Genomic DNA, 22,913 nt, shown 5'->3' on the forward strand with positions numbered 1-22,913 from the left:
GAGGCCGATCATGGTCCCGCGACGGCGTCATCCACGGGGGTTGCGATGCGCGCGTTCAACGATCTCAAGCTGATGGCAAAGCTCGCCATTCCCAGCTTGGTCCTCATCCTGGTGGCGGTGGGCCTGGTGGCCCTGGCGCGCTCCAGCCTGGCGACGTTGGACCAGAACACCACGCAGATCATCGAGGTGCGCGCCACGCGGCTCTTCCTGGCCCAGAAACTGGCCCTGGCCATCGACGAAGCGGTGATTGCGGAGAAGAACGCCATCATCGAGACCGACGAGACCCTGATGAAGACGGAGTTCGACCACTATCAGGCGAACCAGAAAACCGCTTCCGAGACCCTCGAGCGCCTGATCGCCCTGGCCGATACGCCGGAGCGCCGGACCATCCTCACGGGAGTTCGAGCCGACCTCCAGAGCTTCTTCACCGCCGCCGAGCGCTCGGTCACCCTGGGGCTCCGCAACGAGAACGAGGCCGCCGCCCGCATCTCGAAGCAGGAGGTTCGGCCGGCCCGGATCAAGCTCACCGAGAGCGTGGCGACGCGCGTCGCCTCCAACCTGCGCGATCTCGATGCCGCCAAGCAGGACGCGACCGAGACGGCGCAGAGCGCCACCCGCACCCTCATCCTCACCGCCACCATCGGCCTCGGCGTCGCGGTCGGCCTGCTGGCCCTCATCACGCTCTACGGCGTCACCCGCCCGCTCGCCGGCATGACGGCGGCGATGGAACGCCTGGCGGCCGGAGACCTCGCGGTGGCGGTGGCGGGCCTCGAACGGCGGGACGAGGTCGGCCTCCTCGCCCGGTCGCTCCAGGTGTTCAAGGACAATGCCGTGGAGGCCCGGCGTCTCGCGGCCGCGCAGGCGGCGGAGGACGAGGCCAAGATGCGCCGGGCCCAGCGCCTCGACGCGCTCACCCAGGCCTTCGAGCGCAACGTCTCGACCCTGACCCAGGGGCTGGCGGGCGCCGCCACCGAGATGGAGGCCACCGCGCAATCCATGAGCAGCGTCGCCGGCCAGACCAACCAGCAGACCGTGATCGTCGCCGGCGCCGCCGAGGAGACCTCCGCCAACGTCCAGACCGTGGCCGCCGCCAGCGAGGAGATGTCGGCCTCGGTGCAGGAGATCGTGCAGCAGGTGAGCCTGTCGGCGCGCATTGCCAGTCAGGCGGTGGAGAACGCCCAGCGCACCGACGCGACCGTGCGGCGGCTGGCCGGCACCACGGAGCGGATCGGCGCCTTCGTCGACGTGATCTCCAGCATCGCGGCCCAGACCAACCTGCTGGCGCTGAACGCCACCATCGAGGCGGCGCGGGCCGGCGAGGCCGGGCGCGGCTTCGCGGTGGTCGCCTCCGAGGTGAAGGAACTGGCCGGCCAGACCGCCAAGGCCACGGGGGAGATCGGCGAGCGCATCACCGAGATCCGCAGTGCGACCCATGAGGCGGTGGCCGACATCGAGACGATCAGCCGGATCATCGCCGAGATGTCGACCTATGCCGGCTCCATCGCCGCCGCCATGGAGGAGCAGGGGGCCGCGACCCAGGAGATCACCCGCAACGTCCAGGAGGCGGCGCGCGGCACCGAGGAGGTGACCGTCAACATCGCCGGCGTGCGCGACGGGGCCGGCCAGACCGGTGCAGCCGCCTCCCAGGTGCTCAGCGCCGCCCAGGAACTGGCGCGGCACTCGGAGAGCCTGACCCGCGAGGTCGGCGGCTTCCTGGCCGACGTAAAGGCGGCCTGACGGCACCTCCAGGGCGTCACCCCTCTCCGGAGGCGGCGTACATCTCCAGGGTTGACGCCCTTGGCAGTTGGCGGGAAGGAGAACCCATCCTTCAGACGGATGCGCGGCCCCGCCCGGAGGCGGGACGGGGCCGCGCCCGCCGCCCGCACGAGAGCGAACCCGCGCATGACGACCTCCTTCCTGCCGATCGACCGCGCCGTGATCGCCCGCGAGGCGGCCAAGATGCTGCTCGAGATCAAGGCGGTGCATTTCTACCAGGACACGCCCTTCACCTTCACGTCGGGCTGGGCGAGCCCGGTCTACATCGACTGCCGCAAGATCATCTCGTATCCGCGCCTGCGCTCGACGCTGAACGATTTCGCCGCCGCCACCATCGTGCGCGACATCGGCTACGAGTCGATCACCCACGTGGCCGGCGGCGAGACCGCCGGCATCCCGTTCGCGGCCTGGATCTCCGACCGGCTGATGCTGCCGATGCAGTACGTGCGCAAGAAGGCCAAGGGTTTCGGCCGCAACGCCCAGATCGAGGGCGAGGTGGTGGAGGGCGCCCGGACCCTGCTGGTGGAGGATCTGGCCACCGACGGGCGCAGCAAGGCGCTATTCTGCAAGGCCCTGCGCGACGCGGGCGCCCAGGTCGACCACTGCTTCGTGATGTTCTTCTACGACATCTTCCCCAACAGCCGGCAGGCGATGGCCGATCTCGGCATCCAGCTGCACTACCTCACCACCTGGTGGGACGTGCTGGCGGTGGCCAAGGAGAGCGGCCACTTCGACCCGAAGGTGCTGGCCGAGGTCGAGAGCTTCCTGCACGAGCCGGCCAAGTGGTCGGCGGCGCATGGGGGCATCTCGGACTATCCGCAGGCGTGATCCGCCGGCCGGATCGCCTTGTCATGGTGCCGTCACGGGACACCGTCAGGGCAGCGCGATGAGTTCCATCCTGTCCGGGCCGCTGCCCGAAGCGGTCAATTCGGCGATCAGCCTCATCGTGGCCTTCGGGCTCGGCACCCTGATCGGGGCCGAGCGGCAATATCGCCAGCGCACGGCGGGCCTGCGCACCAACGTCCTGGTGGCGGTGGGGGCGGCGGCCTTCGTCGATCTCGGCATGCGTCTCGAAGGGGCCGCCGGCGGCACCCGCACTGTGGCCTACGTGATCTCGGGCGTCGGCTTCCTCGGCGCCGGCGTGATCATGAAGGAGGGCATGAACGTCCGCGGGCTCAACACCGCCGCGACCCTGTGGTGCTCGGCGGCCGTGGGCGCCTTCGCGGGCGCCGACTTCCCCCTCGAGGCGGCCTTCGTCACGGCGGCCGTGCTCGCCGGCAACACCCTGCTGCGGCCCCTCGTCAACGCCATCAATCGCGCGCCCATCGACGAGAGCCAGACCGAGGCCACCTACGAGGTTCAGGTGACCGTGGCGGCGGACGGTGCCGGCCCGGCCCGCGACCTGCTGGTCGAGCGCCTGGAGGCGGCAAAGTACCCGGTCGGCGGCATCGAGGTGGTGGAGCGCGGCGAGGACACCGTCGAGGTGGTGGCGACCCTGGTGGCGACGGCGGTGACGTCCGCCGAACTCGACGCCGTGGTGGCGGCCCTGGAGCGGATGCCCGGAATCGAGCACGCCACCTGGTCGGTGCAGACGGCGGATTGACCGCTCAGGTGCGCCGGCACACCTCGGCGCGGGCGGCCCGGATTGCCGGAACCGCTCATCCGTCCAACCTCCTCCGCTGAGGGTCGGGCGGCCCGGCCCGAGGGCGGCGCGCCCGTCCGCGAACCAGGGACACGATCACATGGCATCCCAGAAGAACGCGCTCATCGTCGGGGCCTCGCGCGGCCTCGGCCTCGGCCTCGTCGAAACCTTCCTGCAGCGGGGCTGGCGGGTGACCGCGACTCAGCGCTCCGCTTCCCCGGGCCTCGCGGCGCTGGCCGACGACGCTCTGACGATCGAGACCGCGGACATCGACGACGATGCCGCCGTGGCGGTCCTGCATGACCGCCTCGCCGGCCAGAGCTTCGACCTGGTCTTCGTGGTGGCGGGCGTGGCGACGCAGGCGCACGATCCGGCCCATGCCGTGCCGCGTGACGTGGCCGCCCAGGTCTACCTGACCAACGCGATCAGCCCGGTGCGCTTCGCCGAAGTCTTCCTCGACCGGCTGGCTCCGAAGGGTCTCGTCGCCTTCATGAGCTCGATCCTCGGCAGCGTCGGCCTCAACGATTCCGGTGGCTGGGAGACCTACCGGGCGAGCAAGGCCGCCCTCAACACCCTGGCGCGCAGCTTCGAGATCCGCCATCGCGAAACGGGGTTCGGCGTGCTGCTGCTGCATCCGGGCTGGGTCCGCACCGAGATGGGCGGAGCCGATGCCGACATCGACGTCGCCACCAGCGTCACCGGCATGGCCGACGTGATCGCGGCCCGGCTCGGCCGAACCGGGACGGCCTATCTCGACTACACCGGCAAGACGCTCGACTGGTAGCCTCTCACGCCGCGATCAGGGGCGTCCGATCGGCGGACGCCCGCGACGCTCGATGATGACTGGCGGCCGGCGGCGCTCGACGATGACGGTGCGGGGGGCCCGGTTCGGGCTCGCCGCCGTGAAGATGCGCTCCGGCATCCGCTCGGGCATCCGTTCCACCTTGGCCTGGGCTGCGGCGACCACGTGCTCGCGCACCGCGTCGAGGGGCAGGCCGATCAGGCCGGCGGCGATCTCGACCTGCTGTTCGATGTCGTCGGCGAGATCCTGCGCGGCGGCGACCGCCTCGGGAATCGTCGGCGGCTCGCGCCGCACGCGGATCGGCGGCAGATCCTGGAAGGATTTCGAGGTCTTCTTCACGGCGCGACTCGCTGGGGGCATGCACCGACTGTAATCCCGATTTGCCGGTTTGTGCAGTGCACACATTTGCGGGCGCCCCGTGCGTTTCCCGCAGTGGGACGCGTCGCGCGGCAGCCGGATGGATTTTCGATCAGGGATCCGGGTTCGGCGCTGACGGAGCGGCCTTCCGAGACGCGGGTTGCCGACCGGACAGGCAGTTTCCAGCGTCACCATGACGCAGACGGGGTGATCGCTGCGTCGGCGGTTGCGACGGGTCGAACCCCAGGAGATAGTCGCGCCCATGCCGACCGCCCTGCTTGACCTGTCCGACCCGCGCCTCGTCCCGGCCCGGCCCGAGATCGCCGATATCCGCCTGCGGGGCCGCGTCGACGCCGCCCGCTACGTGGTCGGCGAAGCGCGCAGCGTCGTCGTGCCGGCCGCGCCGCTGACGCGGGCGCCGCGCTTCGATGCCGGTCTCGAGACCGAGGCCGTGATGGGCGACGCGGTCACCTTCTACGGGGCCGACGAGGGCTTCGCCTTCGTCCAGCTCGACCATGACGGCTATGTCGGCTACCTGCCGGAGGCGGCCCTCGGACCCGTCGGGGGGCCGACCCACCGCGTCACCGCCCTGCGCAGCTTCCTGTACCCCGGACCCGACCTGAAGCTGCCCGCCACCGGCTACCTGACGCTCGGCGCCCGCGTCCAGGTCCAGGACTCGGTCGGCGACTACCATCGCCTCGCGACCGGGGGCTTCGTGTTCGCCGGACATTGCACGGCAGCCGATGTCCTGGAGCCCGACTACGCCGGCACCGCCGAGCGCCTCGTCGGAACGCCCTATCTCTGGGGCGGACGCACCAGCCTCGGACTCGACTGCTCGGGCCTCGTCCAGCTCTGCCTGGCGCTGGCGGGGATCGCGGCGCCGCGGGACGCCGACCAGCAGGAGCGCGGGCTCGGCGAGCCGCTCGCCCCGGACGTCGACGGGCTCCGGCGCGGCGACGTCGTGTTCTGGCGCGGCCATGTGGGGCTGATGCTCGACGTCACCCGCCTCATCCACGCCAACGGCCACCACATGGCGGTGGCGGTGGAGCCCCTCGCCGAGGCCGTCGCCCGCATCCGGGAGAAGAGTTTCGGGCCGGTGACGTCGATCCGGCGGCTCACCCCTTCAGCCGCATCTTGATCCGGTAGACCAGGCCGTCGCGGACGTCGCGGTAGGCGTCCAGGCGCTGCTCGCGGGTGCCGTCCTGGATGTGGGTCGGGTCGGGGGTCGGCCAGTACTCGACCTCGACCGCGTTGGTACGGGTCAGTTCCAGGGCGGCGTGGTGGGCTTCGGGCGCCAGGGTGATGATGAGGTCGAAGTTCAGGCCCTCCCATTCCTCGAGCTGGGCCAGGGTGCGCGGCTTGTGGCGCGCGGCATCAATGCCGATCTCGTCCAGCGCCGCCACCATGAACGGGTCGGCGGGCTCGCCCGAGCGGACGCCGGCCGATTGCACGTAGATCGACTTGCCGAAGTAGTGGCGTGCGATGGCTTCCGCCGCGAGCGACCGCACGGCGTTGAAGTTGCACATGAACAGGGCCGACTGCACGCGCGTCTTCTTCGGGCCGGTCGCGTCCGCCATCCGGTCTTCTTCTCAGCCTCGCGCTTCGAGAGGGGGCGCCGCTCGGGCCTCGCGGGTCACGACTTCCAGTGCAAGGCGAAGACCAGGGTGAACAGGCGCCGCGCGGTGTCGTGGTCGAGGTCGACCTTGCCCTCCAGGCGCTGGCGCAGCAGGTCGGAGGCCTCGTTGTGCAGGCCGCGCCGGCCCATGTCGATCGCCTCGATCTGGGTCGGCGAGGCGGTGCGGATGGCGTTGTAATAGCTCTCGCAGATCATCTCGTAGTCGCGGATCACCCGGCGGAACGGGGTCAGCGACAGCAGGTGGGTCATGACGGGCTCGCCGTCCTCGCGCTTGATGACGAGGGCGAGCTTGCTCTCCACCAGGCCGAGAGTGAGGGCGTAGGGGCCCTCGCGCCCGGGAATCGTGAAGCTGTTGTCCTCCAGGATGTCGAAGATCGCGATGGCGCGCTCATGCTCCTGATCCGGGTTGCCCCGGCCGATCGACTCCTCGTCGAGGGTCACCACCGCGAGGCGGTGAGGCGATTGGGGCTCGCTGGATTTGGCCGCACCGGACATCGCACCCTCACAGGTTCAGGCGGATCGCCACCGAGCGGGCGTGACCCTCCAGGCCCTCCGACCGTCCGAGGGCGATGGCCGCAGGCCCCAGCGCCCGGAGGGCCGCCGGGTCGCAGCGCAGGATCGTGGTGCGCTTCATGAAGTCGAGCACGCCGAGCCCGGAGGAGAACCGCGCCGAGCGGGCGGTGGGCAGGACGTGGTTGGGACCGCCGACATAGTCGCCGATGGCCTCCGGGGTGTGCGAGCCGAGGAAGATCGCGCCCGCGTTGCGCACCTTGGCGGCGAGCCCCTCGGCATCCTGCGTCTCGATCTCGAGGTGCTCGGGGGCGAGCCGGTCGACCAGCGGCACCGCCTCGTCGAAGTCCCGCACCACCACGATCGCGCCGTAGTCGCGCCAGCTCGCCCGCGCGATGTCGGCCCGCGGCAGGGTTCCGAGCGCCCGCTCCACCGCCTCGGCGACGTCGCCGGCGAGCGTCTCCGAATCCGTGATCAGGATCGATTGGGCCGCGGTGTCGTGCTCGGCCTGGGCCAGGAGATCGGCCGCCACCCAATCGGGATTGGCGTGCGCGTCGGCCAGGATCAGCACCTCGGAGGGACCGGCGATCATGTCGATGCCGACCTGCCCGAACACCCGGCGCTTGGCCGCCGCCACCCAGGCATTCCCGGGGCCGACGATCTTGGCCACGGGGGCGATGGTCTCGGTGCCGTAGGCGAGCGCCGCCACGGCCTGGGCGCCGCCGACCCGGTAGACTTCGTCGACGCCGGCGAGCTGCGCGGCGGCGAGCACCAGCGGGTTCATCGTGCCCTCCGGCATCGGCACCACCATGACGACGCGCGGCACCCCGGCGACGCGGGCGGGAATCGCGTTCATCAGCACCGAGGAGGGATAGCTCGCGGTGCCACCAGGGACGTAGAGGCCGACGGATTCCAGTGCCGTCCAGCGCCAGCCGGCGGTGACCCCCAGGCTGTCGGTGGCGCTGTGGTCGGCGGGCACCTGGGCGGCGTGGAACGCCTCGATCCGGGCGGCGGCGAAGCGCAGGGCCTCCAGGGCCTCGGGCGGGCAGGCCGCGACGGCGGCCTCGATCTCGGCCGGGGTGACGCGCAGGGACGCGACGGTGAAGTCCTCGCCGAGCCGGTCGAAACGGCGGGTGTAGTCGACGAGCGCATCGTCGCCGCCCGCGACCACGCCCGCGATGATGCCGCGCACGGTCTCGTCGACATCCTCCGAGATCTCGCGCTTGACGCTGAGCAGACGCGCGAAGGCGGCGGCGAAGTCGCCGTCGCGGGAATCGAGACGGACCATCAGGTGTTTCCTTCTCGGGCCTGTCCCGCTGGAGCCTGTCCCGCGATCGCGGCGCGCCCGGCGACCACGGCCTCGTGGTCGGGACGCCCCTCGACCTCCCAGACCGGACCGAGATCCTTCAACTGGACCTCGATGCATTCGAGTTCGAGCTGGATTGCCGCGCCGCCGGCGAAGACCAGGGTGGCGATGCCGGACGGCGCCTCGGTCGGCGCGAAGGTGATGGCGAGGAGTTCGAGGGGCGTCTCGGCATCCGCACCGGGCGTGATGCCGCGGGTGCGCACCTTCAGCACCCGCTCGAAATGGATGCCGGTCAGGCGGCGGCGCGGCGGCGCACCGTCCTCCGCCGACCAGTCGAAGCGGCGCGCCACCAGGACGAACCGATGCTGCGCGCTGAGATAGGCGAGGTCGCTCCCCTTCAGGATCGCGTCCTGCAGGTGGGCGGAGATGACGCCCAGATCTTCGGCGTCGAGGGCAGCGAGCCTGAGAAGCTCCATGATCGGGTGTCGCGCTCCTGTCGGTGGGCCGGCCCGGTGCGGGTTCGGCCGCTCGCGGTGTGGGAGCCGTAGGTAGCGAGGCGACCCGCCCACGGCAACTGGCGGCTCGGAACTCTGCCATTGTCCCGCTTGCCGGACCTGCTAGGGACGCGTCGCTGCCCCGGCTCCGTGTCGGTGTCGGCGAACGGAGTTTTGACCGTGTCTCTTCCCCCTCTGACCGAGGCCGCCGGCACCCCGGGTCAAGCCAAACTTTCCGGGCAAGCCGAACCTTCCGGGCACTTCACCGGTCCCGCCCTGGTAGCGCCGGGTGCGGTCATCGCCATCCCGGTGCGCAACGAGGCCGAGCGCATCGCGGCCTGCCTGCGGGCCATCGACGCTCAGACCGGCATCCCACCGGGAAGCCTCGGCGTCGTGCTGTTTCTCAACAACTGCACCGATGCCACGGAGGCGATCGTGGCCGATCTCGTGCCGCGGATGTCGATGCCGGTCCGCGTCACCCATGTGACGTATGCGGGCGCCCATGCGGGCTGGGCCCGACGCGAGGCGATGAACCGGGCGGCCGATTGGCTCGGGGCGGACGGCATGATCCTCTCGACCGATGCCGACAGCCGGGTTCCGCCGGACTGGGTCGCGCGCAACCGGGCCGCCCTCGACCGGGGCGCCGATGCGGTGGCGGGCCGCATCGCGCTCGATGCGGACGAGCGCGCCCTGCTGCCGTCCTCCCTGCATTGGCGCGGAGACCGGGAGGACATCTACAGCGATCTCCTCACCGAGGCCGAGGCGCGCATCGACCACGATCCGCACGATCCCTGGCCCTGCCACCGCACCACCATCGGCGCCACCTTGAGCGTCAGCGTCGCGGCCTACCGGGCGGTGGGGGGCATGCCGGCGATCGCGCTCGGCGAGGATGGCGCCTTCGTGGCGCTGCTGCTCGCCCAGGGGCTGCATGTCCGGCACGATCCGGCCATTCTGGTCACGGTCTCGGGGCGCCTCGTGGGACGGGCGCCGGGCGGCGTCGCCGACACCATCCGGGCGCGCTGCGAGAAGCCCGACAGCCTGTGCGACGCCCGCCTCGAATCGGTACCGCGGGCCCTGTTCCGCTACGCCTGGCGCCGCCGGCTGCGCCGGCTGCACGCGGCGGGCCGGCTCGGCACCGAGCGCGGCTGGGCCAAGGCCCTGCGGATCACCGAGGCGGAGGCCGCCCGCGTCGCGGCCCATCCCCTGGCGGGCCACGCGGTGGCCGAGGCCGAGCGTACCAGCCCGCGCCTGGTCCACCGGCCCCTCGGCCCGCGGCAATTGCCCGGCCAGATCCGGCTCGCCCGGGCGGTGCTCCCGGCGGTGCGCCTGGTCACCCGGTTCCTCGGCTGACATGCCCCTTTTCCGATCACCGCAGGTCCTCAGGCGGCGTTCAGCCCGGGGTCGCTAGATCGGGGATCAACGAGACGGCCCATCCGAGGGGATCATGCCATGACCCGCAAGACCATCCAGACGACGATCCTCGCCCTCGCCACCGCGGCGGCGCTTGGCACCGGAACCGTCGCGGCGCAGGCGCAATATTACGGCGACCACGATCGCCCCCATCGCTACGAGCGCCGCTACGACGAGGATCGCTACGAGCGCCGGCGCTACGACGAGGACCGTTACGACCGGCGTCCGCGCGGCTACGGCGGCGAGGGCTTCGGACGCCTCTGCCTGACCCAGCGCGGCAACTGCATCACCCGCCCGCAGCCCTACGGCTCCCGCTGCGGCTGCGACATCCCCGGTTTCGGGCGCAAGCACGGCGAGATCGGCGGCTGATCCACCCGGCTCTCCGCCCCGAGCGGGCGGCGAGCCGGTCCCGTCAGCTGCGGACGCGGGTGATCTCCGCGCCGCAGCGGGCGAGCTTGGCCTCCAGGGCCTCGAAGCCGCGGTCGAGGTGGTAGACCCGGTTGATGCTGGTCTCGCCCTCGGCCGCGAGCCCTGCGATCACGAGGGAGACCGAGGCGCGCAGATCGGTCGCCATCACGGGCGCGCCCTTCAGGCGCTCGACGCCCTCGACGATGGCCAGATCGCCCTCGAGGCGGATCTTGGCGCCGAGGCGGGCCAGCTCCTGCACGTGCATGAAGCGGTTCTCGAAGATGGTCTCGCGGATGTTCGACTGGCCCTTGGCCAGCGTCATCAGCGCCATGAACTGCGCCTGCAGGTCCGTGGGGAAACCCGGGAACGGATCGGTGGTGATGTCCACGGCGGCGATGCCGCCACCGTTGCGGCGGATGCGGATCGTGTCGGTGCCGGAGGTGATCTCGGCGCCCGTGGTCGAGAGCACGTCGAGGGCCGAATGCAGCAGGTCGGCACGGGTGTTCTCCAGGGTGACGTCACCCCCGGTCATCGCCACCGCCATGGCGTAGGTGCCGGTCTCGATGCGGTCTGGCAGCACGTCGTGGCGGGCGCCGTGCAGGCGCGAGACGCCCTCGATGGTGATGCGCGGCGTGCCGGCGCCCTCGATGCGGGCGCCCATCTTGGTGAGGCAGGCCGCCAGATCGACAACCTCAGGCTCGCGCGCGGCGTTCTCGATCAGGGTCGAGCCGTTGGCGAGCGCCGCCGCCATCAGGGCCACGTGGGTGCCGCCGACCGTGACCTTGGGGAAGTGGATCTCGCCCCCGCGCAGGCCATTCTTGGCCTTGGCGACGACGTAGCCGCCATCGACCTCGACGGTGGCGCCGAGGCGCTCCAGCGCCATCAGCAACAGGTCGACCGGGCGCGTCCCGATGGCGCAGCCGCCCGGCATCGAGACCCGCGCTTCGCCGAAGCGGGCCAGCAGCGGCGCGATCACCCAGAAGCTCGCCCGCATGGTCGAGACCAACTCGTAGGGCGCCGTGGTGTCGATGACGTTGGAGGCGGTGAGGCGGATGGTCTGGCCGGTCTCGGTGGTCTGGCCCGGGCGCTTGCCCACCACCATGTGGTCGACGCCGTGATTGCCGAGAATGCGCAGGAGCGCGTTGATGTCGGCGAGCCGCGGCACGTTGCCGAGTTCCAGGGTCTCGCCCGTCATCAGGCTGGCGATCATCAGGGGCAAAGCGGCGTTCTTGGCACCCGAGATCGGGATCACGCCGTGCAGCGGGCGGCCGCCGATGATGTTGATGCGGTCCATCGTGTCTACAACCTTGCCTAAATCTTGCCCTCCGGGGGCGCAGGTCGCGCCGCTGACCGGAGACATCGAACGTGAAACCGGGCGGGACGCGCGCCGTCCGCGTGGAAACAGCACCGTTATAGCCAAGTTTTGTCGAAAAGGAGGTTCGGCGCGTCCGATTATGCTTCGCCGCCGGACTCGGGTGTTTCCTCGGGTCCGGAACCGAGCGAACGCCCGCGCACCTGTGCCTTCCGGCGGCGCAGGTTGTCGCGCAGGGCCGCCTTCAGGCGCTCGGCCCGTTGCTCGGCCGCGTTGCGCGGGGTCTTTTTCGTGGCGGCCTGCGTGTCGGCCTGGGATTCGTCGTCCATCATGCGTCGCAGGGATCCGGTGGAGCGGGATCGGGCGGGGAGGGGCCTAGCGTGGTCCGCGACGCGCCGGGAGGCCCCGCGCGACCCATCGTCGCCACGTCGCTGTGTCGGCTTTGCATCCCCTGGTCGATGGATGCAAACCAGGAATGCGGATGTCGACTTGAACCAATTCCAAGTTCACCTGTATCGTCGCGACCGCGTCGGGGAAACCCGAAGTCAGGGCGAGCGTCGTCAGCAACTCCTTCATGGAGCGTGCGCCAAGCTCGCCACCGAGACCGATTGCATCAAGGGCCCCCCGCACGAGGGTCCGCGTGGAAACGATCCCGCCAGAGGCCGCGATTCCACCGCCGGCCCCTCAGCCCAAGCGTGAAGGACGGATGCCCGTGAACCGCATGCCCGCGACGATCAAGATCAGCGACACCAAGCAGGGAGCGGGCCAGCAGGGAGCGGGCCAGGGAGCGGGCTGTGAGTCCAAGCCCGCGATCACGTCTGCAATCAAGGCTGCGATCACGACGGGGTCCATCGGTCAGGGCCGGATCGACTACGAGTCGCATTTCCGCACCGCCCTCGACCGCCTGCACAGCGAGCGCCGCTACCGGGTGTTCGCCGATATCGAGCGCATCGCCGGCCGCTTCCCGACCGCGCATTGGCGCAAACCCGATGGCGGCACCTCCGAGATCACGGTCTGGTGTTCCAACGACTACCTCGGCATGGGTCAGCATCCGGACGTGGTCGGCGCCATGACCCGCACGGCCGCCCGCTGCGGCGTCGGCGCCGGCGGCACCCGCAACATCGCCGGCAACAACTCGCCGCTGGTCGACCTGGAGCGCGAGCTGGCCGACCTGCATGGCAAGGAGGCCGGCCTCGTCTTCACTTCGGGCTACGTCTCGAACCAGTCCGGCATCTCGACGATCGCCAAGCTGATCCCGAACTGCCTGATCCTGTCGGATGCCTTCAACCACAACTCGATGATCGAGGGCGTGCGCCATTCGGGCTGCGAGAAGCGGGTCTTCCGCCACAACGACCTCAAGCACCTCGAGGAACTGCTGATCGCGGCGGGCGACCGCCCGAAGCTGATCGCCTTCGAGAGCGTCTATTCCATGGACGGCGACGTCTCCGACATCGGCGCGATCTGCGATCTCGCCGACCGCTACGGCGCCATGACCTATCTCGACGAGGTCCATGCGGTCGGCCTCTACGGCCCGCGCGGCGGCGGCATCTCCGAGCGCGACGGGGTGATGCACCGGGTCGACGTGATCGAGGGCACGCTGGCCAAGGGCTTCGGCTGCGTCGGGGGCTACATCACGGGATCTGCGGTCCTGTGCGACGCGGTCCGCAGCCACGCCCCGGGCTTCATCTTCACCACCGCCCTGCCGCCCGCCATCGCGGCGGCCGCCATCGCCTCGGTGCGCTACCTGAAGCGCTCGACCGTCGAGCGCGAGGCGCACCAGCGCCAGGCTGCCCGGACCAAGACCGCCCTGGAGGCCGCCGGCCTTCCGGTGCTGCACACCGACACCCACATCGTGCCCGTGATGGTGGGCGACGCCGAGCTGTGCAAGGCGGCGGCCGATCACCTGCTGGAGCACCACGGCATCTATATCCAGCCGATCAACTACCCCACCGTGCCGCGCGGCACCGAGCGCCTGCGGATCACGCCTTCGCCCTTCCACGACGATGCCCGCATCGCCAAGCTGACGGCGGCGTTGACCGAGACCTGGGACACCCTCGACCTCCCGCGCGCCGGGACGGTGTTCGTCGAAGCGGCCGAGTAGCCGCCGCGCTTCAGTTCAGGCGCCAGATCGCGCCGGTGAGCACGGTCGCGAAGCCGACCCAGGCGGCGTAGGGCACCAGCAGCCACGCCGCGGCCCGGTCGAAGCGCCAGGACAGGCGGATCGTCCAAAGGATCATCACCCACATCGCGGCCGAGACCACCAGGGCGGCGCCCAGGGCATGTGCGGCGAAGAAGGTCGGGGTCCAGGCGGCGTTGAGGGCGAGCTGCACCGCGAAGGCGACCAGCGCCAGCCGCCACGCACCCCGGGTCGGACCCGTGCGGGGTTTCGCCCCGAGAAGCCGGAAGGCCGAGAGCGCGATCATCCCGTAGAGGATGGTCCAGGCCACCGGGAACGCCCAGTTCGGCGGGTTGAAGGATGGCTTCGTCAGCCCGGCATACCATCCGTCGATATTCGCACCGGTGGCGGACGAGCCGAGCACGGCCGTCAGCACCACCGGCAGGATCGCCACCGCCAGCCGCCACGGCAGGGCAAGGGCGGGCTCGGTGGGAATATGGATCGGCGACGATGCGGGCGCACGGGACATGACGAACGGGATTCCTTGCCTTCGGCGGGGTTCTCGCCCTGAGATGGGGAGAACGCCTTGGAGAGAGACGGACCGCCTTGCCCGCGGTCCGTGCACCGGTCCGCGCCGGCCGGTCAACACAACCCTGACGGACGGACACGCCCCATGTCGGAACCGAACGCACCGAAGCCGCCTTCGGATGCCCCGCCCACCTTCGCGAAGCGCAGCCTCGCCGCCCAGGCCCTGGGCCGTGTCGACCCGGTGACCCGGGCCGTGGTGGCGCCCCTGCACGTGGCCACCACCTTCCTGCGCGATCCCGACAACGGCTATCGCTCGGGCTTCTCCTACGCCCGCCCCGACAACGCCACGGTGCGGGAGGCGGAGGCCGTGCTGGCGATGCTGGAGGATGCGGCGGCCGGCGCCCTGCTGTTCGGCTCCGGCATGGCGGCGGCCACCGCCGTGTTCAGCGCCCTGGAGCCCGGCGACCACGTGGTGGCGCCCCGGGTGATGTACTGGGGCCTGAAGCGCTGGCTCAACGCCGAGATGCCGCGCCGGCGCATCGCGGTCGATTTCGTCGACATGGACGATCTAACGGCCCTGGAGCGGGCGATCCGGCCCGGCGCCACGAAGCTCGTCTGGATCGAGACCCCCGGCAACCCGCTCTGGACCATCACCGACATCGCCGGGGCCGCCCGCCTCGCGCACGCGGCGGGTGCCCGGCTCGCCGTCGATTCCACCGCTGCCTCGCCGATCCACACCCGGCCGCTGACGCTCGGCGCCGACATCGTGATGCACTCGGCCACCAAGATCCTCAACGGCCATTCCGACGTGGTGGCGGGGGTGCTCGCCGGGGCGGTCGCGGACACGTTCTGGGAGCGTCTCGCCGCGATCCGCTCGGGCGGCGGTGCGATTCTCGGCCCGTTCGAGGCCTACCTGCTGATGCGCTCGCTGAGGACCCTTCCCCTGCGGGCGGCGGCGCAGGCCGCCGCGGCGGCCGAACTCGCGCGCCGGCTCCAGGCTCATCCCTGCGTCTCGCACGTGCTCTATCCCGGCCTGCCGGACGATCCCGGCCACGCGGTGGCGGCCCGGCAGATGGAGGGCGGCTTCGGCTTCATGCTGTCGATCCGGGTGCGGGACGGCGAGGGGGCGGCCGTTGCGACCGCGGCGCGGGTGCGGCTGTGGAAGCGGGCGACGTCGCTCGGCGGCGTCGAGAGCCTGATCGAACACCGGGCCTCGGTCGAGGGGCCGGATTCCCCGTGCCCACCGGATCTCCTGCGGCTGTCCACGGGGATCGAGGCGGTGGACGACCTGTTCGCCGACCTCGACGGGGCCCTCAGGAACACCTGATATTTTCGCGTGGTGCGGGGAACGGGATTCGCGCGTTGGTGCGCAGGATCATCCCGAGAGACCGCTCCACCATGCCGAAGCCTGCCCTCCTCACCGGAGCCTTCGCGCTCCTCCTCCTCGGCGCGCCCGCCCGGGCCGAGACCGGACCGCCCGAGCTGAACATCGAGAAGACCTGCCGGTCGGCAGCCTCCGCGAGCGTGAGCGACAATGCCAGCCAGGAAGGCTGCCTGCGCTCCGAGCGGGCCTCGCATGACGAGGTCAAGCGCCGCTGGAACGAGTTCACGCCCGCCGCCAAGCGGCAGTGCGAGAAGCAGTTTGAGGCCGGCGGCTTCCCGTCCTACGTCGAGATGGTCACCTGCCTCGAACTGGCCAGCGGCACCGGCCTGCCGCGACAGGCCGACGATGCCCGCGCCGGCCAGGGCACTAGCAGCGCCACGAAGGAGCCGAGCCCGGCCCAGCGCACCGACCCGATCAAGGTGCTGGAGAAGCAGTAGCGCCTCAGCTCGAGGAGGCCGGAACCTCGTCGGCGAGCCAGGTCGGTTCGACCCGGCCACGACCGGCCTCGGCCGCTCCGCCCCGGCTCTGCGCCAGGGCGGTGAGTTCGGGCGCGCGGGCCGTGTCGTCCACGGTCAGGAACAGGCGCCGGGCCTGCGAGATCCGGCCAAGTCGGGCGCTGCTGGTCAGCACGCTCTGGGCCGGGCTCGACAGCAGGCCGAGGGCGACCGGCGCCATCCAGAGGGCGAGCCAGGGATCGCCGGCCCAGGCAAGGCCTGCCGTCAGCAGGGCACCCGCCACGAGGGTGTCGACCTGGAGCCGGCACGCCTCCGTCCACGGCACGCGGCGGTCGTCGCGCACCTGTGCGTCCCAGCGCACCACCCGGCCGACGAAGGTGGTGGCGACGGCGCCTGCGGCGAACAGCGTCATCACCGGCCAGAGCAGGACCCAGATCGCCTGTTCGAGGATTGCGCTCTTGAGGAGCGAGGCGGTGCCGCCGAAGGCCGCCCGCCGCTCGGCCGAGGCGAGGACGTGGCCGAGACTGAGCAGCTTCGGCACAGCCAGGATTGTGACCACCAGGGCGGCCAGCGCGTGGGCGGCAGCCCCCGTTCCCGTGAGGCCGTAGCCGAGCAGGCCGAGATCGCCGGTACGGGACGCCTGAAGCGTGCCGAGGGCGAGGAACAGCACCCAGAGCGGGCAGGCCATGTAGGACAGGATGCCGACGGCGAGGTGCCAGCGGCTGGCGGGGCGCAGGCCCGGCATGGCCGTGACGCGCAGGTGCTGCATGTTGCCCTGGCACCAGCGGCGCTCGCGCCCGAGGAGGTCGACGAGATTCGTCGGCATCTCTTCCCAGGTGCCGCCCATCTCCGGCAGCAGGCGAACCTCCCAGCCGGCCCGGCGCAGGAGCGCACCCTCGACGATGTCGTGGCACAGGATCTCGCCGCCCAGCGGCGCCTTGCCGGGCAGCACCGGCAGCTCGGCATTGTTGGCGAAGGCCGCGACCCGCACGATCGCGTTGTGGCCCCAGTAGCTCCCGTCCGGCCCCTGCCAGGTCTCCAGGCATCGGATGGAGAGCGGCGCGTAGAGCCGCACGGCGAATTGCTGGATGCGGGCGAACAGGGTGTCGCGCCCGGTGGCGTAGGACACGGTCTGGATCAGGCCGACCCGGGGGCTCTCCTCCATCAGCCGGGCGAGGCGGCGCATGGCGCTGCCGGTCATCAGGCTGTCGGCGTCGAGCACGATCATGAAGTCGTACGCGGACCCGTAGGTCTTGCAGAACTCGGCGATGTTGCCGGCCTTCCGGCCGGCATTGTCGCGGCGCCGGCGATAGCGGACCCGCGGCAGGCCGGGTCCGTTCTGGCGGGTCCAGGCCTCGATGCGGGCGAATTCGTGCTCCTCCACCGCCGCGATGGCGCCGTCCCGCGTGTCGGACAGGACGAAGATGTCGATGTCGCCGCCGGTGCCCCCGGCCTGCTGCAGCGAGCGGGCCATGACCCGCAGGGCCGCGAACACCGCCACGGCGTCCTCGGCGTGGATCGCCACCACGGCGGCGGTGCGGCTCAGGCCCGAGGCCTCCGCCGGGATCGTGAGGGAGCGCCGCTCCAGGGCGGATTTCGCCCGGTCGCCGAAGGCCGTGGCGACGAGGCCGTAGACGTACTGCCAGGCCACGAAGGCCTGCCACGTCATCACGAGGGCGAACAGCCCGAGCACCGCACCGGCGAGGAGGCCGGACGGCGTCCCATAGGCGCCGAGCGCCAGGGCGGTGACAAGGGCACCGAGAGCCAGCGGCGGCAGGGCCAACAGCAGGCGGCGGCCCAGAAAGGCGGCCGGCGCTTCCGGCCCGATTTCCACCGGCCCCGGGATTTCAGCCGCCGGGGCGTCGTGCGACAACCTGTGGGACATGGGGCGCGGGAAACTCGAAGGAGGGACACCGCAATCCACCACCGGGCACGATGCCGGCAAAGGGGAAGCGATGCGCGATGGCGAGGGTCTCGAAGGATGCGGTGACACCGAGTCCTTCTCGCGGCGGCAGGCCCTGCGAACCACGCTCGGCGTGGCCGTTGGGATGATCCTGCCTACCGCGCATGATCTGAATGCGGGCCGAACGCGCGCCGAGTCCCCGGACTCCCGATCATTTGATGCGGTGAAGGCCAAAGCGCGCGCGCTCGCGGCCAGCCCGTACCAGGCCCAGCCGAACGATCTGCCGGCGCCGCTCGCCGGCCTGTCCTACGACGGCTACCGCGCCATCACCTTCCGGCCGGAGGCGAGCCTGCCCCTCGGCCGCCGCTTCTCGGCCCAGCTGTTCCATCGCGGCTTCCTGCAGCGCAAGCGCGTCGCCCTGTACCGGCAGCCGCGCAACGGCCCGGCCCAACCGATTCCCTACGCCTCCGACCTGTTCGACCTCGGGCCGGCCCTGAGAGGACAGAGCTTCGCCCCCGATCTCGGCTTCGCGGGCTTCCGGCTGCACTACGCCTTCGGTGCCGATCGGCCGGGGGACCAGGAGGAGGTCCTGGTCTTTCTCGGCGCCTCCTACTTCCGGCTGCGCGGGTTCGGCCAGGAATACGGGCTCTCGGCCCGGGGTGCCGCGATCCGCACCGGGGGGCCGGGCACGGAGGAATTTCCGGATTTCACGGCCTTCTGGATCTGCGAGCCGGAGGCCGATGCCCGCACCCTCGAGATCTGGGCCCTGCTCGACTCGCCGAGCCTCGCCGGAGCCTACCGCTTCCGCGTGGCGCCGGGCGATCCGTCGGTGATGGACGTCGAGGCGTCGCTCCATCCCCGCACCGCCCTGGAGCATCTCGGACTCGCCCCCCTCACCAGCATGTTCCTGCACGGAGCGAACGGGCCGGGCGCACGGGGCGCCGAGCCCTTCGACGATTTCCGTCCGCAGGTGCATGATTCCGACGGGCTCGCGGTGGTGGCGCGTGGGGAGCGCTTGTGGCGGCCCCTGGTCAACGGCCGGGCCCAGCCGCAGATCTCCGCCTTCGGCGCCGACCCGCTGGAGGGTTTCGGCCTGCTCCAGCGCACGCGCGACTTTCCTGCCTATCTCGACGTCCAGGCCCGGCACGAGGCCCGGCCCGGGCTCTGGGTCACGCCCGGATCGGGATTCGGCGCCGGTGCGGTCCGCCTGTTCGAGATCCCGTCCCGCGAGGAGTACATGGACAACATCGTGGCTGCCTTCGTGCCCGGCGCGCCCGCGCCGGCCGGGACCGAGCGCGCCGTGTCCTACCGCCTCACGACGGTGGGGGCCGAGCCGGCGAGCGTCGTGCCCGGCACCCTCGGCCGTGTGGTCTCGACCCGGGTGGGTTCGGCCGAGCGCCTGCGCCCGACCACCCCGCCGAGCCCGGGCCGGCGCCTCTACGTCGTGGATTTCGAAGGGCCGGGCCTGCCGGCCGACCGGGGCGCGACACCGACCGCGGACGTCTCCGCCAGCGCCGGCACGATGGTCGATCCCGTGGTGGAGTTCGTGCCCCAGACCGGCGGCTGGCGGCTCTACGTGGAGTGGCGCCCACCGACGCCGCTGCCGCCGGGCGACGCGATCCTGCGCGCCCGCCTCGTCCAGGACGGCCGGGCCGTGACCGAGACCTGGGACATGCCGGCCTGAACCGGCGGAGGGGCGGCGGGTTTGACCGGTCCGCACGCAGCCCTGTAGACACCCGGCCCCACCCGGAGACGCCTCATGGCCGCCATCAACACGAGTCTCGCCGCCGAACTCGGCGTCGCGGAATGGCAGGTGAAGGCCGCCGTCGACCTGCTCGACGGCGGCGCGACGGTGCCGTTCATCGCGCGCTACCGCAAGGAGGTCACCGGCACCCTCGACGACACCCAGCTGCGCAATCTGGAGGAGCGTCTCGCCTACCTGCGCGATCTCGAAGCGCGCCGGGCGGCGGTGCTGGAGGCGATCGATGCCCAGGGCAAGCTCGAGGCCGGGCTGAAGGCGCGGATCCTGGCCGCCGACACCAAGGCCCGTCTGGAAGACCTCTACCTGCCGTTCAAGGTCAAGCGCCGGACGAAGGCGCAGCTCGCCCGCGAGGCCGGACTCGAACCCCTCGCCGACGCCGTGCTGGCCCGGCCCGACCTGTCTCCCGAGGCGGCGGCCCGGACCTACGTGGACGCGGCCAAGGGCGTGGCCGATGCCGAGGCCGCGCTGGAGGGGGCGCGTGCCATCCTGATCGAGCGCTTCAGCGAGGACCCGGAACTGGTCGGGAATCTGCGCGAGACCGGCTGGCTGCGCGGCCGGATGGTCGCCACGGTGAAGGCCGGCCAAGCGGCATCGGGCGAGAAATTCTCGGATTATTTCGACTTCTCGGAAGCCCTCGTGAAGCTGCCCTCGCATCGCATCCTCGCCCTGTTCCGGGGGGAGAAGGAAGAGGTGCTCGACCTCGCCATCGCGGATGCGGTCGGCGACACGCCGGCCAAGGGCCAGCCCGGATCGCAGGAACTGCGCATCGCGAAAGCTTTCGGCATCCGCGACCAGGGGCGGCCGGGCGACGCCTTCCTGATGGAGACGGTGCGGCGGGCCTGGCGCACCCGCCTGAAGCCCGCCACCGATACGGACCTGCGCGCCCGGCTCTGGGCCGTGGCGGAGGCCGGCGCCGTCTCGGTGTTCGCCGGCAACCTGCGCGACCTCCTGCTGGCCGCTCCGGCCGGCGCGCGCCCGACCCTCGGGCTCGATCCGGGTTTCCGCACCGGCGTGAAGGTCGCGGTGGTCGACGCCACCGGCAAGGTGATGGCCACCGACACCATCTACCCGCACGAGCCGCGCCGCGACTGGAACGGCGCGCTGGTCGCCCTGGCCAAGCTCTGCCGGGCTCACAAGGTCGAGCTCGTCGCCATCGGCAACGGCACCGCCTCGCGCGAGACCGACAGGCTCGCCGCCGAACTCATCGCCAAGCAGCCGGACCTGACGCTCACCAAGGTGATGGTCTCGGAGGCCGGCGCCTCGGTCTACTCGGCCTCCGCCTATGCCAGCGCGGAACTGCCCGAGCTCGACGTCTCGATCCGCGGCGCGGTCTCCATCGCCCGGCGCCTGCAGGACCCGCTGGCCGAACTCGTCAAGATCGAGCCGAAGGCGATCGGCGTCGGCCAGTACCAGCACGATCTGGCCGAGGGGAAGCTGGCGCGCTCCCTCGACGCGGTGGTGGAGGATTGCGTGAACGGCGTCGGCGTCGACGTGAACACCGCCTCGGCGCCGCTCCTGGCCCGGGTTTCGGGCCTGACCGCGCGGGTCGCCTCCAACATCATCGTGCACCGGGATGCCAACGGCCCGTTCCGCAGCCGCGTCAGCCTGAAGAAGGTGGCGGGGCTCGGCCCCAAGGCCTACGAACTCGCCGCCGGCTTCCTGCGCATCCGCGACGGGAGCGACCCCCTCGACGCCTCGGGCGTCCACCCGGAGGCCTATCCGGTGGTGCGCCGCATCCTCACCGCCACCGGCCAGCCGATCCAGGCGCTGATCGGCAATGCGGGCGCCCTGCGCAGCCTGGACCCCAAACAATTCACCGACGCGACCTTCGGCCTGCCCACGGTCACCGACATCCTGTCGGAGCTGGAGAAGCCGGGCCGCGACCCGCGCCCGGCCTTCCGCACCGCGACCTTCCAGGAGGGCGTCGAAAAGATCTCCGACCTGAAGCCCGGCATGCGGCTGGAGGGCGTGGTCACCAACGTGGCGGCCTTCGGCGCCTTCGTGGATGTCGGCGTGCACCAGGACGGCCTGGTCCACATCTCGATGCTGGCCGACCGCTTCGTGAAGGACCCGCGCGACGTGGTGAAGCCCGGCGACGTCGTGCAGGTGCGGGTGGTCGAGGTCGATCCCAACCGCAAGCGCATCGCCCTCACCATGCGCTCGGACGAGCCCGGCGGGCCGCGCCGTGACGGGCGGGAGGCCGCCCCCGCCCGGGGACCGTCCTCGGCACCGAGGCCGTCCTCCGCACCGAGGCCGTCTTCGACGCCGAAGCCGGCGGCGGCCCCCAAACCCGGCGGCGCCCTTGTCGAGCCCGGCGGCGCCCTGGCCGAGGCCCTGCGCCGGGCCGCCCTGGCGAAGGGGATGCCGAAGCGCTGAGCGGTCGGCAGTGCTGAACGGTCGACGGGAGGCCTGCCTCCCGCCGGTCGCTCTAAAGTCCTTCGTTTGTCGTGTCGGGATAACCGGTTTCCACTGATCCCTGACAAACTCTAGTGGAAGAACGGCAGCGCGTGCGGCGCGTAGAGGCCGAAACCCAGGAGGGCCAGGCCCGCAATGCCGAGGACCCCGCCACCGACCACCAGGGCGAAGATGCCGGTGATGACCTCGGCCGAGGCGAGCACGATGCCGATCTGGAAGGCGGCCGAGGCGAACTCGTAATGGTGGTAGCGGTGGAGGGCGAGGTCGCGCACCTCCTGCGAGTGCCGCGCCTTCTCGGCCAGCTCCTTGCGGCCCTCGCCGGTGGCGGGTTCGCTGTCCCAGCGGGCCAGGGTCTTGGCCCACTCGGCGCGCTTGGCCTTCACCGCCTCGGAATTCGCGACGTCCGGCGGCAGCAGCGCCAGGGTCTCGTCGGCGGTCTTGAGGACGGTGCCCCGGATGGTGCGGGCCTGGAAATAAGCCCATTGGTTGGAGGCCTCGACGTTGGCCCCGAGGGCATCGGTCTGGGCACCCTTCGCCAGGGTCTCGGCCAGCGCCAGGAACAGCGCCAGCACCGAGATCAGCAGCGCCACGCGCTTGTTCGAACTTCCCCCCGCCCCGTGACCACCCGACATGCCGACCCCGCTGAGATTTGGACGGCGGCAGTCACACCCGATCGCGTCCGCGGGCGCAAGGCGAT

General features: G+C 71.4%; 22 protein-coding genes. 12 read left to right on the top strand and 10 right to left on the bottom strand.

Annotated features, from left to right (window positions below; all coding sequences use genetic code 11):
• Positions 1-45: 45 nt before the first annotated feature.
• The 4 genes from ACV7NL_RS04300 to ACV7NL_RS04315 all read left to right on the top strand — a co-directional run bounded on the left by ACV7NL_RS04300 (position 46) and on the right by ACV7NL_RS04315 (position 4,202).
• Positions 46-1,737 (top strand): methyl-accepting chemotaxis protein, encoded by a 1,692-nt coding sequence (locus ACV7NL_RS04300; protein ID WP_463355025.1) that lies wholly within the window; start codon positions 46-48, stop codon positions 1,735-1,737.
• 165 nt (positions 1,738-1,902) lie between these two features.
• Positions 1,903-2,604, top strand: a complete 702-nt coding sequence (locus ACV7NL_RS04305; protein ID WP_056187596.1) for an orotate phosphoribosyltransferase — start codon at positions 1,903-1,905, stop codon at positions 2,602-2,604.
• A 58-nt stretch (positions 2,605-2,662) separates the two neighbouring features.
• Positions 2,663-3,379 (top strand): MgtC/SapB family protein, encoded by a 717-nt coding sequence (locus ACV7NL_RS04310; RefSeq protein ID WP_056187599.1) that lies wholly within the window; start codon positions 2,663-2,665, stop codon positions 3,377-3,379.
• A gap of 139 nt (positions 3,380-3,518) precedes the next feature.
• Positions 3,519-4,202, top strand: coding sequence for an SDR family oxidoreductase (locus tag ACV7NL_RS04315; RefSeq protein ID WP_463355026.1), 684 nt, complete (start codon positions 3,519-3,521; stop codon positions 4,200-4,202).
• A 15-nt stretch (positions 4,203-4,217) separates the two neighbouring features.
• Here ACV7NL_RS04315 and ACV7NL_RS04320 read toward each other — a convergent pair whose 3' ends face one another.
• Positions 4,218-4,580, bottom strand: coding sequence for a hypothetical protein (locus tag ACV7NL_RS04320; protein WP_056485661.1), 363 nt, complete (start codon positions 4,578-4,580; stop codon positions 4,218-4,220).
• A 271-nt stretch (positions 4,581-4,851) separates the two neighbouring features.
• On the opposite strand from ACV7NL_RS04320, the gene ACV7NL_RS04325 reads away from it, so the two are divergent.
• Positions 4,852-5,715, top strand: a complete 864-nt coding sequence (locus ACV7NL_RS04325; protein WP_463357050.1) for a C40 family peptidase — start codon at positions 4,852-4,854, stop codon at positions 5,713-5,715.
• Here ACV7NL_RS04325 and ACV7NL_RS04330 read toward each other — a convergent pair.
• From ACV7NL_RS04330 to ACV7NL_RS04345, 4 genes are read right to left on the bottom strand one after another with little or no spacing between them, the layout of a single operon-like run.
• A complete protein-coding gene (locus ACV7NL_RS04330) occupies positions 5,693-6,154 on the bottom strand; it encodes an arsenate-mycothiol transferase ArsC (protein WP_056187609.1) in 462 nt (153 codons plus the stop codon). The two genes, ACV7NL_RS04325 and ACV7NL_RS04330, sit on opposite strands and share 23 nt — an antisense overlap.
• 56 nt (positions 6,155-6,210) lie before the next feature.
• Entirely contained in the window at positions 6,211-6,708 is a 498-nt protein-coding gene (locus tag ACV7NL_RS04335) for a UPF0262 family protein (protein ID WP_056187612.1), read from the bottom strand.
• Positions 6,709-6,715: 7 nt separating this feature from the next.
• Complete coding sequence (gene hisD, locus ACV7NL_RS04340) at positions 6,716-8,011, bottom strand: histidinol dehydrogenase (RefSeq protein ID WP_463355027.1); 1,296 nt, start codon at positions 8,009-8,011, stop codon at positions 6,716-6,718.
• Positions 8,011-8,505: a DUF2948 family protein gene (locus ACV7NL_RS04345; protein ID WP_056485667.1), complete on the bottom strand. Its 495-nt coding sequence runs from the start codon at positions 8,503-8,505 to the stop codon at positions 8,011-8,013. The genes hisD and ACV7NL_RS04345 overlap by 1 nt, the downstream gene beginning before the upstream one ends.
• A gap of 294 nt (positions 8,506-8,799) precedes the next feature.
• Here ACV7NL_RS04345 and ACV7NL_RS04350 point away from each other — a divergent pair, with 294 nt between their 5' ends.
• Complete coding sequence (locus ACV7NL_RS04350; protein ID WP_463357051.1) at positions 8,800-9,873, top strand: glycosyltransferase family 2 protein; 1,074 nt, start codon at positions 8,800-8,802, stop codon at positions 9,871-9,873.
• A gap of 99 nt (positions 9,874-9,972) precedes the next feature.
• Positions 9,973-10,302 carry a hypothetical protein gene (locus ACV7NL_RS04355; RefSeq protein WP_463355028.1) on the top strand — a complete coding sequence of 110 codons (330 nt, stop codon included), beginning with the start codon at positions 9,973-9,975 and terminating at the stop codon, positions 10,300-10,302.
• A gap of 43 nt (positions 10,303-10,345) precedes the next feature.
• On the opposite strand, the gene murA is transcribed toward ACV7NL_RS04355, so the two are convergent.
• Entirely contained in the window at positions 10,346-11,635 is a 1,290-nt protein-coding gene (murA, locus tag ACV7NL_RS04360) for a UDP-N-acetylglucosamine 1-carboxyvinyltransferase (RefSeq protein ID WP_056187622.1), read from the bottom strand.
• A gap of 158 nt (positions 11,636-11,793) precedes the next feature.
• Positions 11,794-11,985: a hypothetical protein gene (locus ACV7NL_RS04365; protein WP_463355029.1), complete on the bottom strand. Its 192-nt coding sequence runs from the start codon at positions 11,983-11,985 to the stop codon at positions 11,794-11,796.
• A gap of 380 nt (positions 11,986-12,365) precedes the next feature.
• On the opposite strand from ACV7NL_RS04365, the gene hemA reads away from it, so the two are divergent.
• Positions 12,366-13,754 carry a 5-aminolevulinate synthase gene (hemA, locus tag ACV7NL_RS04370; protein WP_443136772.1) on the top strand — a complete coding sequence of 463 codons (1,389 nt, stop codon included), beginning with the start codon at positions 12,366-12,368 and terminating at the stop codon, positions 13,752-13,754.
• Between the two features lie 10 nt (positions 13,755-13,764).
• On the opposite strand, the gene ACV7NL_RS04375 is transcribed toward hemA, so the two are convergent.
• Positions 13,765-14,298 carry a TspO/MBR family protein gene (locus ACV7NL_RS04375; protein ID WP_247635964.1) on the bottom strand — a complete coding sequence of 178 codons (534 nt, stop codon included), beginning with the start codon at positions 14,296-14,298 and terminating at the stop codon, positions 13,765-13,767.
• Positions 14,299-14,442: 144 nt separating this feature from the next.
• On the opposite strand from ACV7NL_RS04375, the gene ACV7NL_RS04380 reads away from it, so the two are divergent.
• Positions 14,443-15,624 carry a trans-sulfuration enzyme family protein gene (locus ACV7NL_RS04380; protein WP_463355030.1) on the top strand — a complete coding sequence of 394 codons (1,182 nt, stop codon included), beginning with the start codon at positions 14,443-14,445 and terminating at the stop codon, positions 15,622-15,624.
• Between the two features lie 71 nt (positions 15,625-15,695).
• A complete protein-coding gene (locus ACV7NL_RS04385) occupies positions 15,696-16,118 on the top strand; it encodes a hypothetical protein (protein ID WP_056187637.1) in 423 nt (140 codons plus the stop codon).
• Positions 16,119-16,122: 4 nt separating this feature from the next.
• Here the strand turns inward: ACV7NL_RS04385 and mdoH are convergent, their stop codons facing one another.
• Positions 16,123-18,021 (bottom strand): glucans biosynthesis glucosyltransferase MdoH, encoded by a 1,899-nt coding sequence (gene mdoH / locus ACV7NL_RS04390; RefSeq protein WP_056187640.1) that lies wholly within the window; start codon positions 18,019-18,021, stop codon positions 16,123-16,125.
• A 241-nt stretch (positions 18,022-18,262) separates the two neighbouring features.
• Here mdoH and ACV7NL_RS04395 point away from each other — a divergent pair, with 241 nt between their 5' ends.
• Positions 18,263-19,723 carry an OpgD/OpgG family glucan biosynthesis protein gene (locus tag ACV7NL_RS04395; RefSeq protein ID WP_463355031.1) on the top strand — a complete coding sequence of 487 codons (1,461 nt, stop codon included), beginning with the start codon at positions 18,263-18,265 and terminating at the stop codon, positions 19,721-19,723.
• A 75-nt stretch (positions 19,724-19,798) separates the two neighbouring features.
• Positions 19,799-22,177, top strand: a complete 2,379-nt coding sequence (locus ACV7NL_RS04400; RefSeq protein ID WP_463355032.1) for a Tex family protein — start codon at positions 19,799-19,801, stop codon at positions 22,175-22,177.
• 110 nt (positions 22,178-22,287) lie between these two features.
• Here the strand turns inward: ACV7NL_RS04400 and ACV7NL_RS04405 are convergent, their stop codons facing one another.
• Positions 22,288-22,848 carry a DUF4337 domain-containing protein gene (locus ACV7NL_RS04405; RefSeq protein ID WP_056187647.1) on the bottom strand — a complete coding sequence of 187 codons (561 nt, stop codon included), beginning with the start codon at positions 22,846-22,848 and terminating at the stop codon, positions 22,288-22,290.
• Between the last annotated feature and the right edge of the window lie 65 nt (positions 22,849-22,913).

The sequence above is a fragment of the Methylobacterium sp. Ger2507 genome, assembly GCF_055231875.1.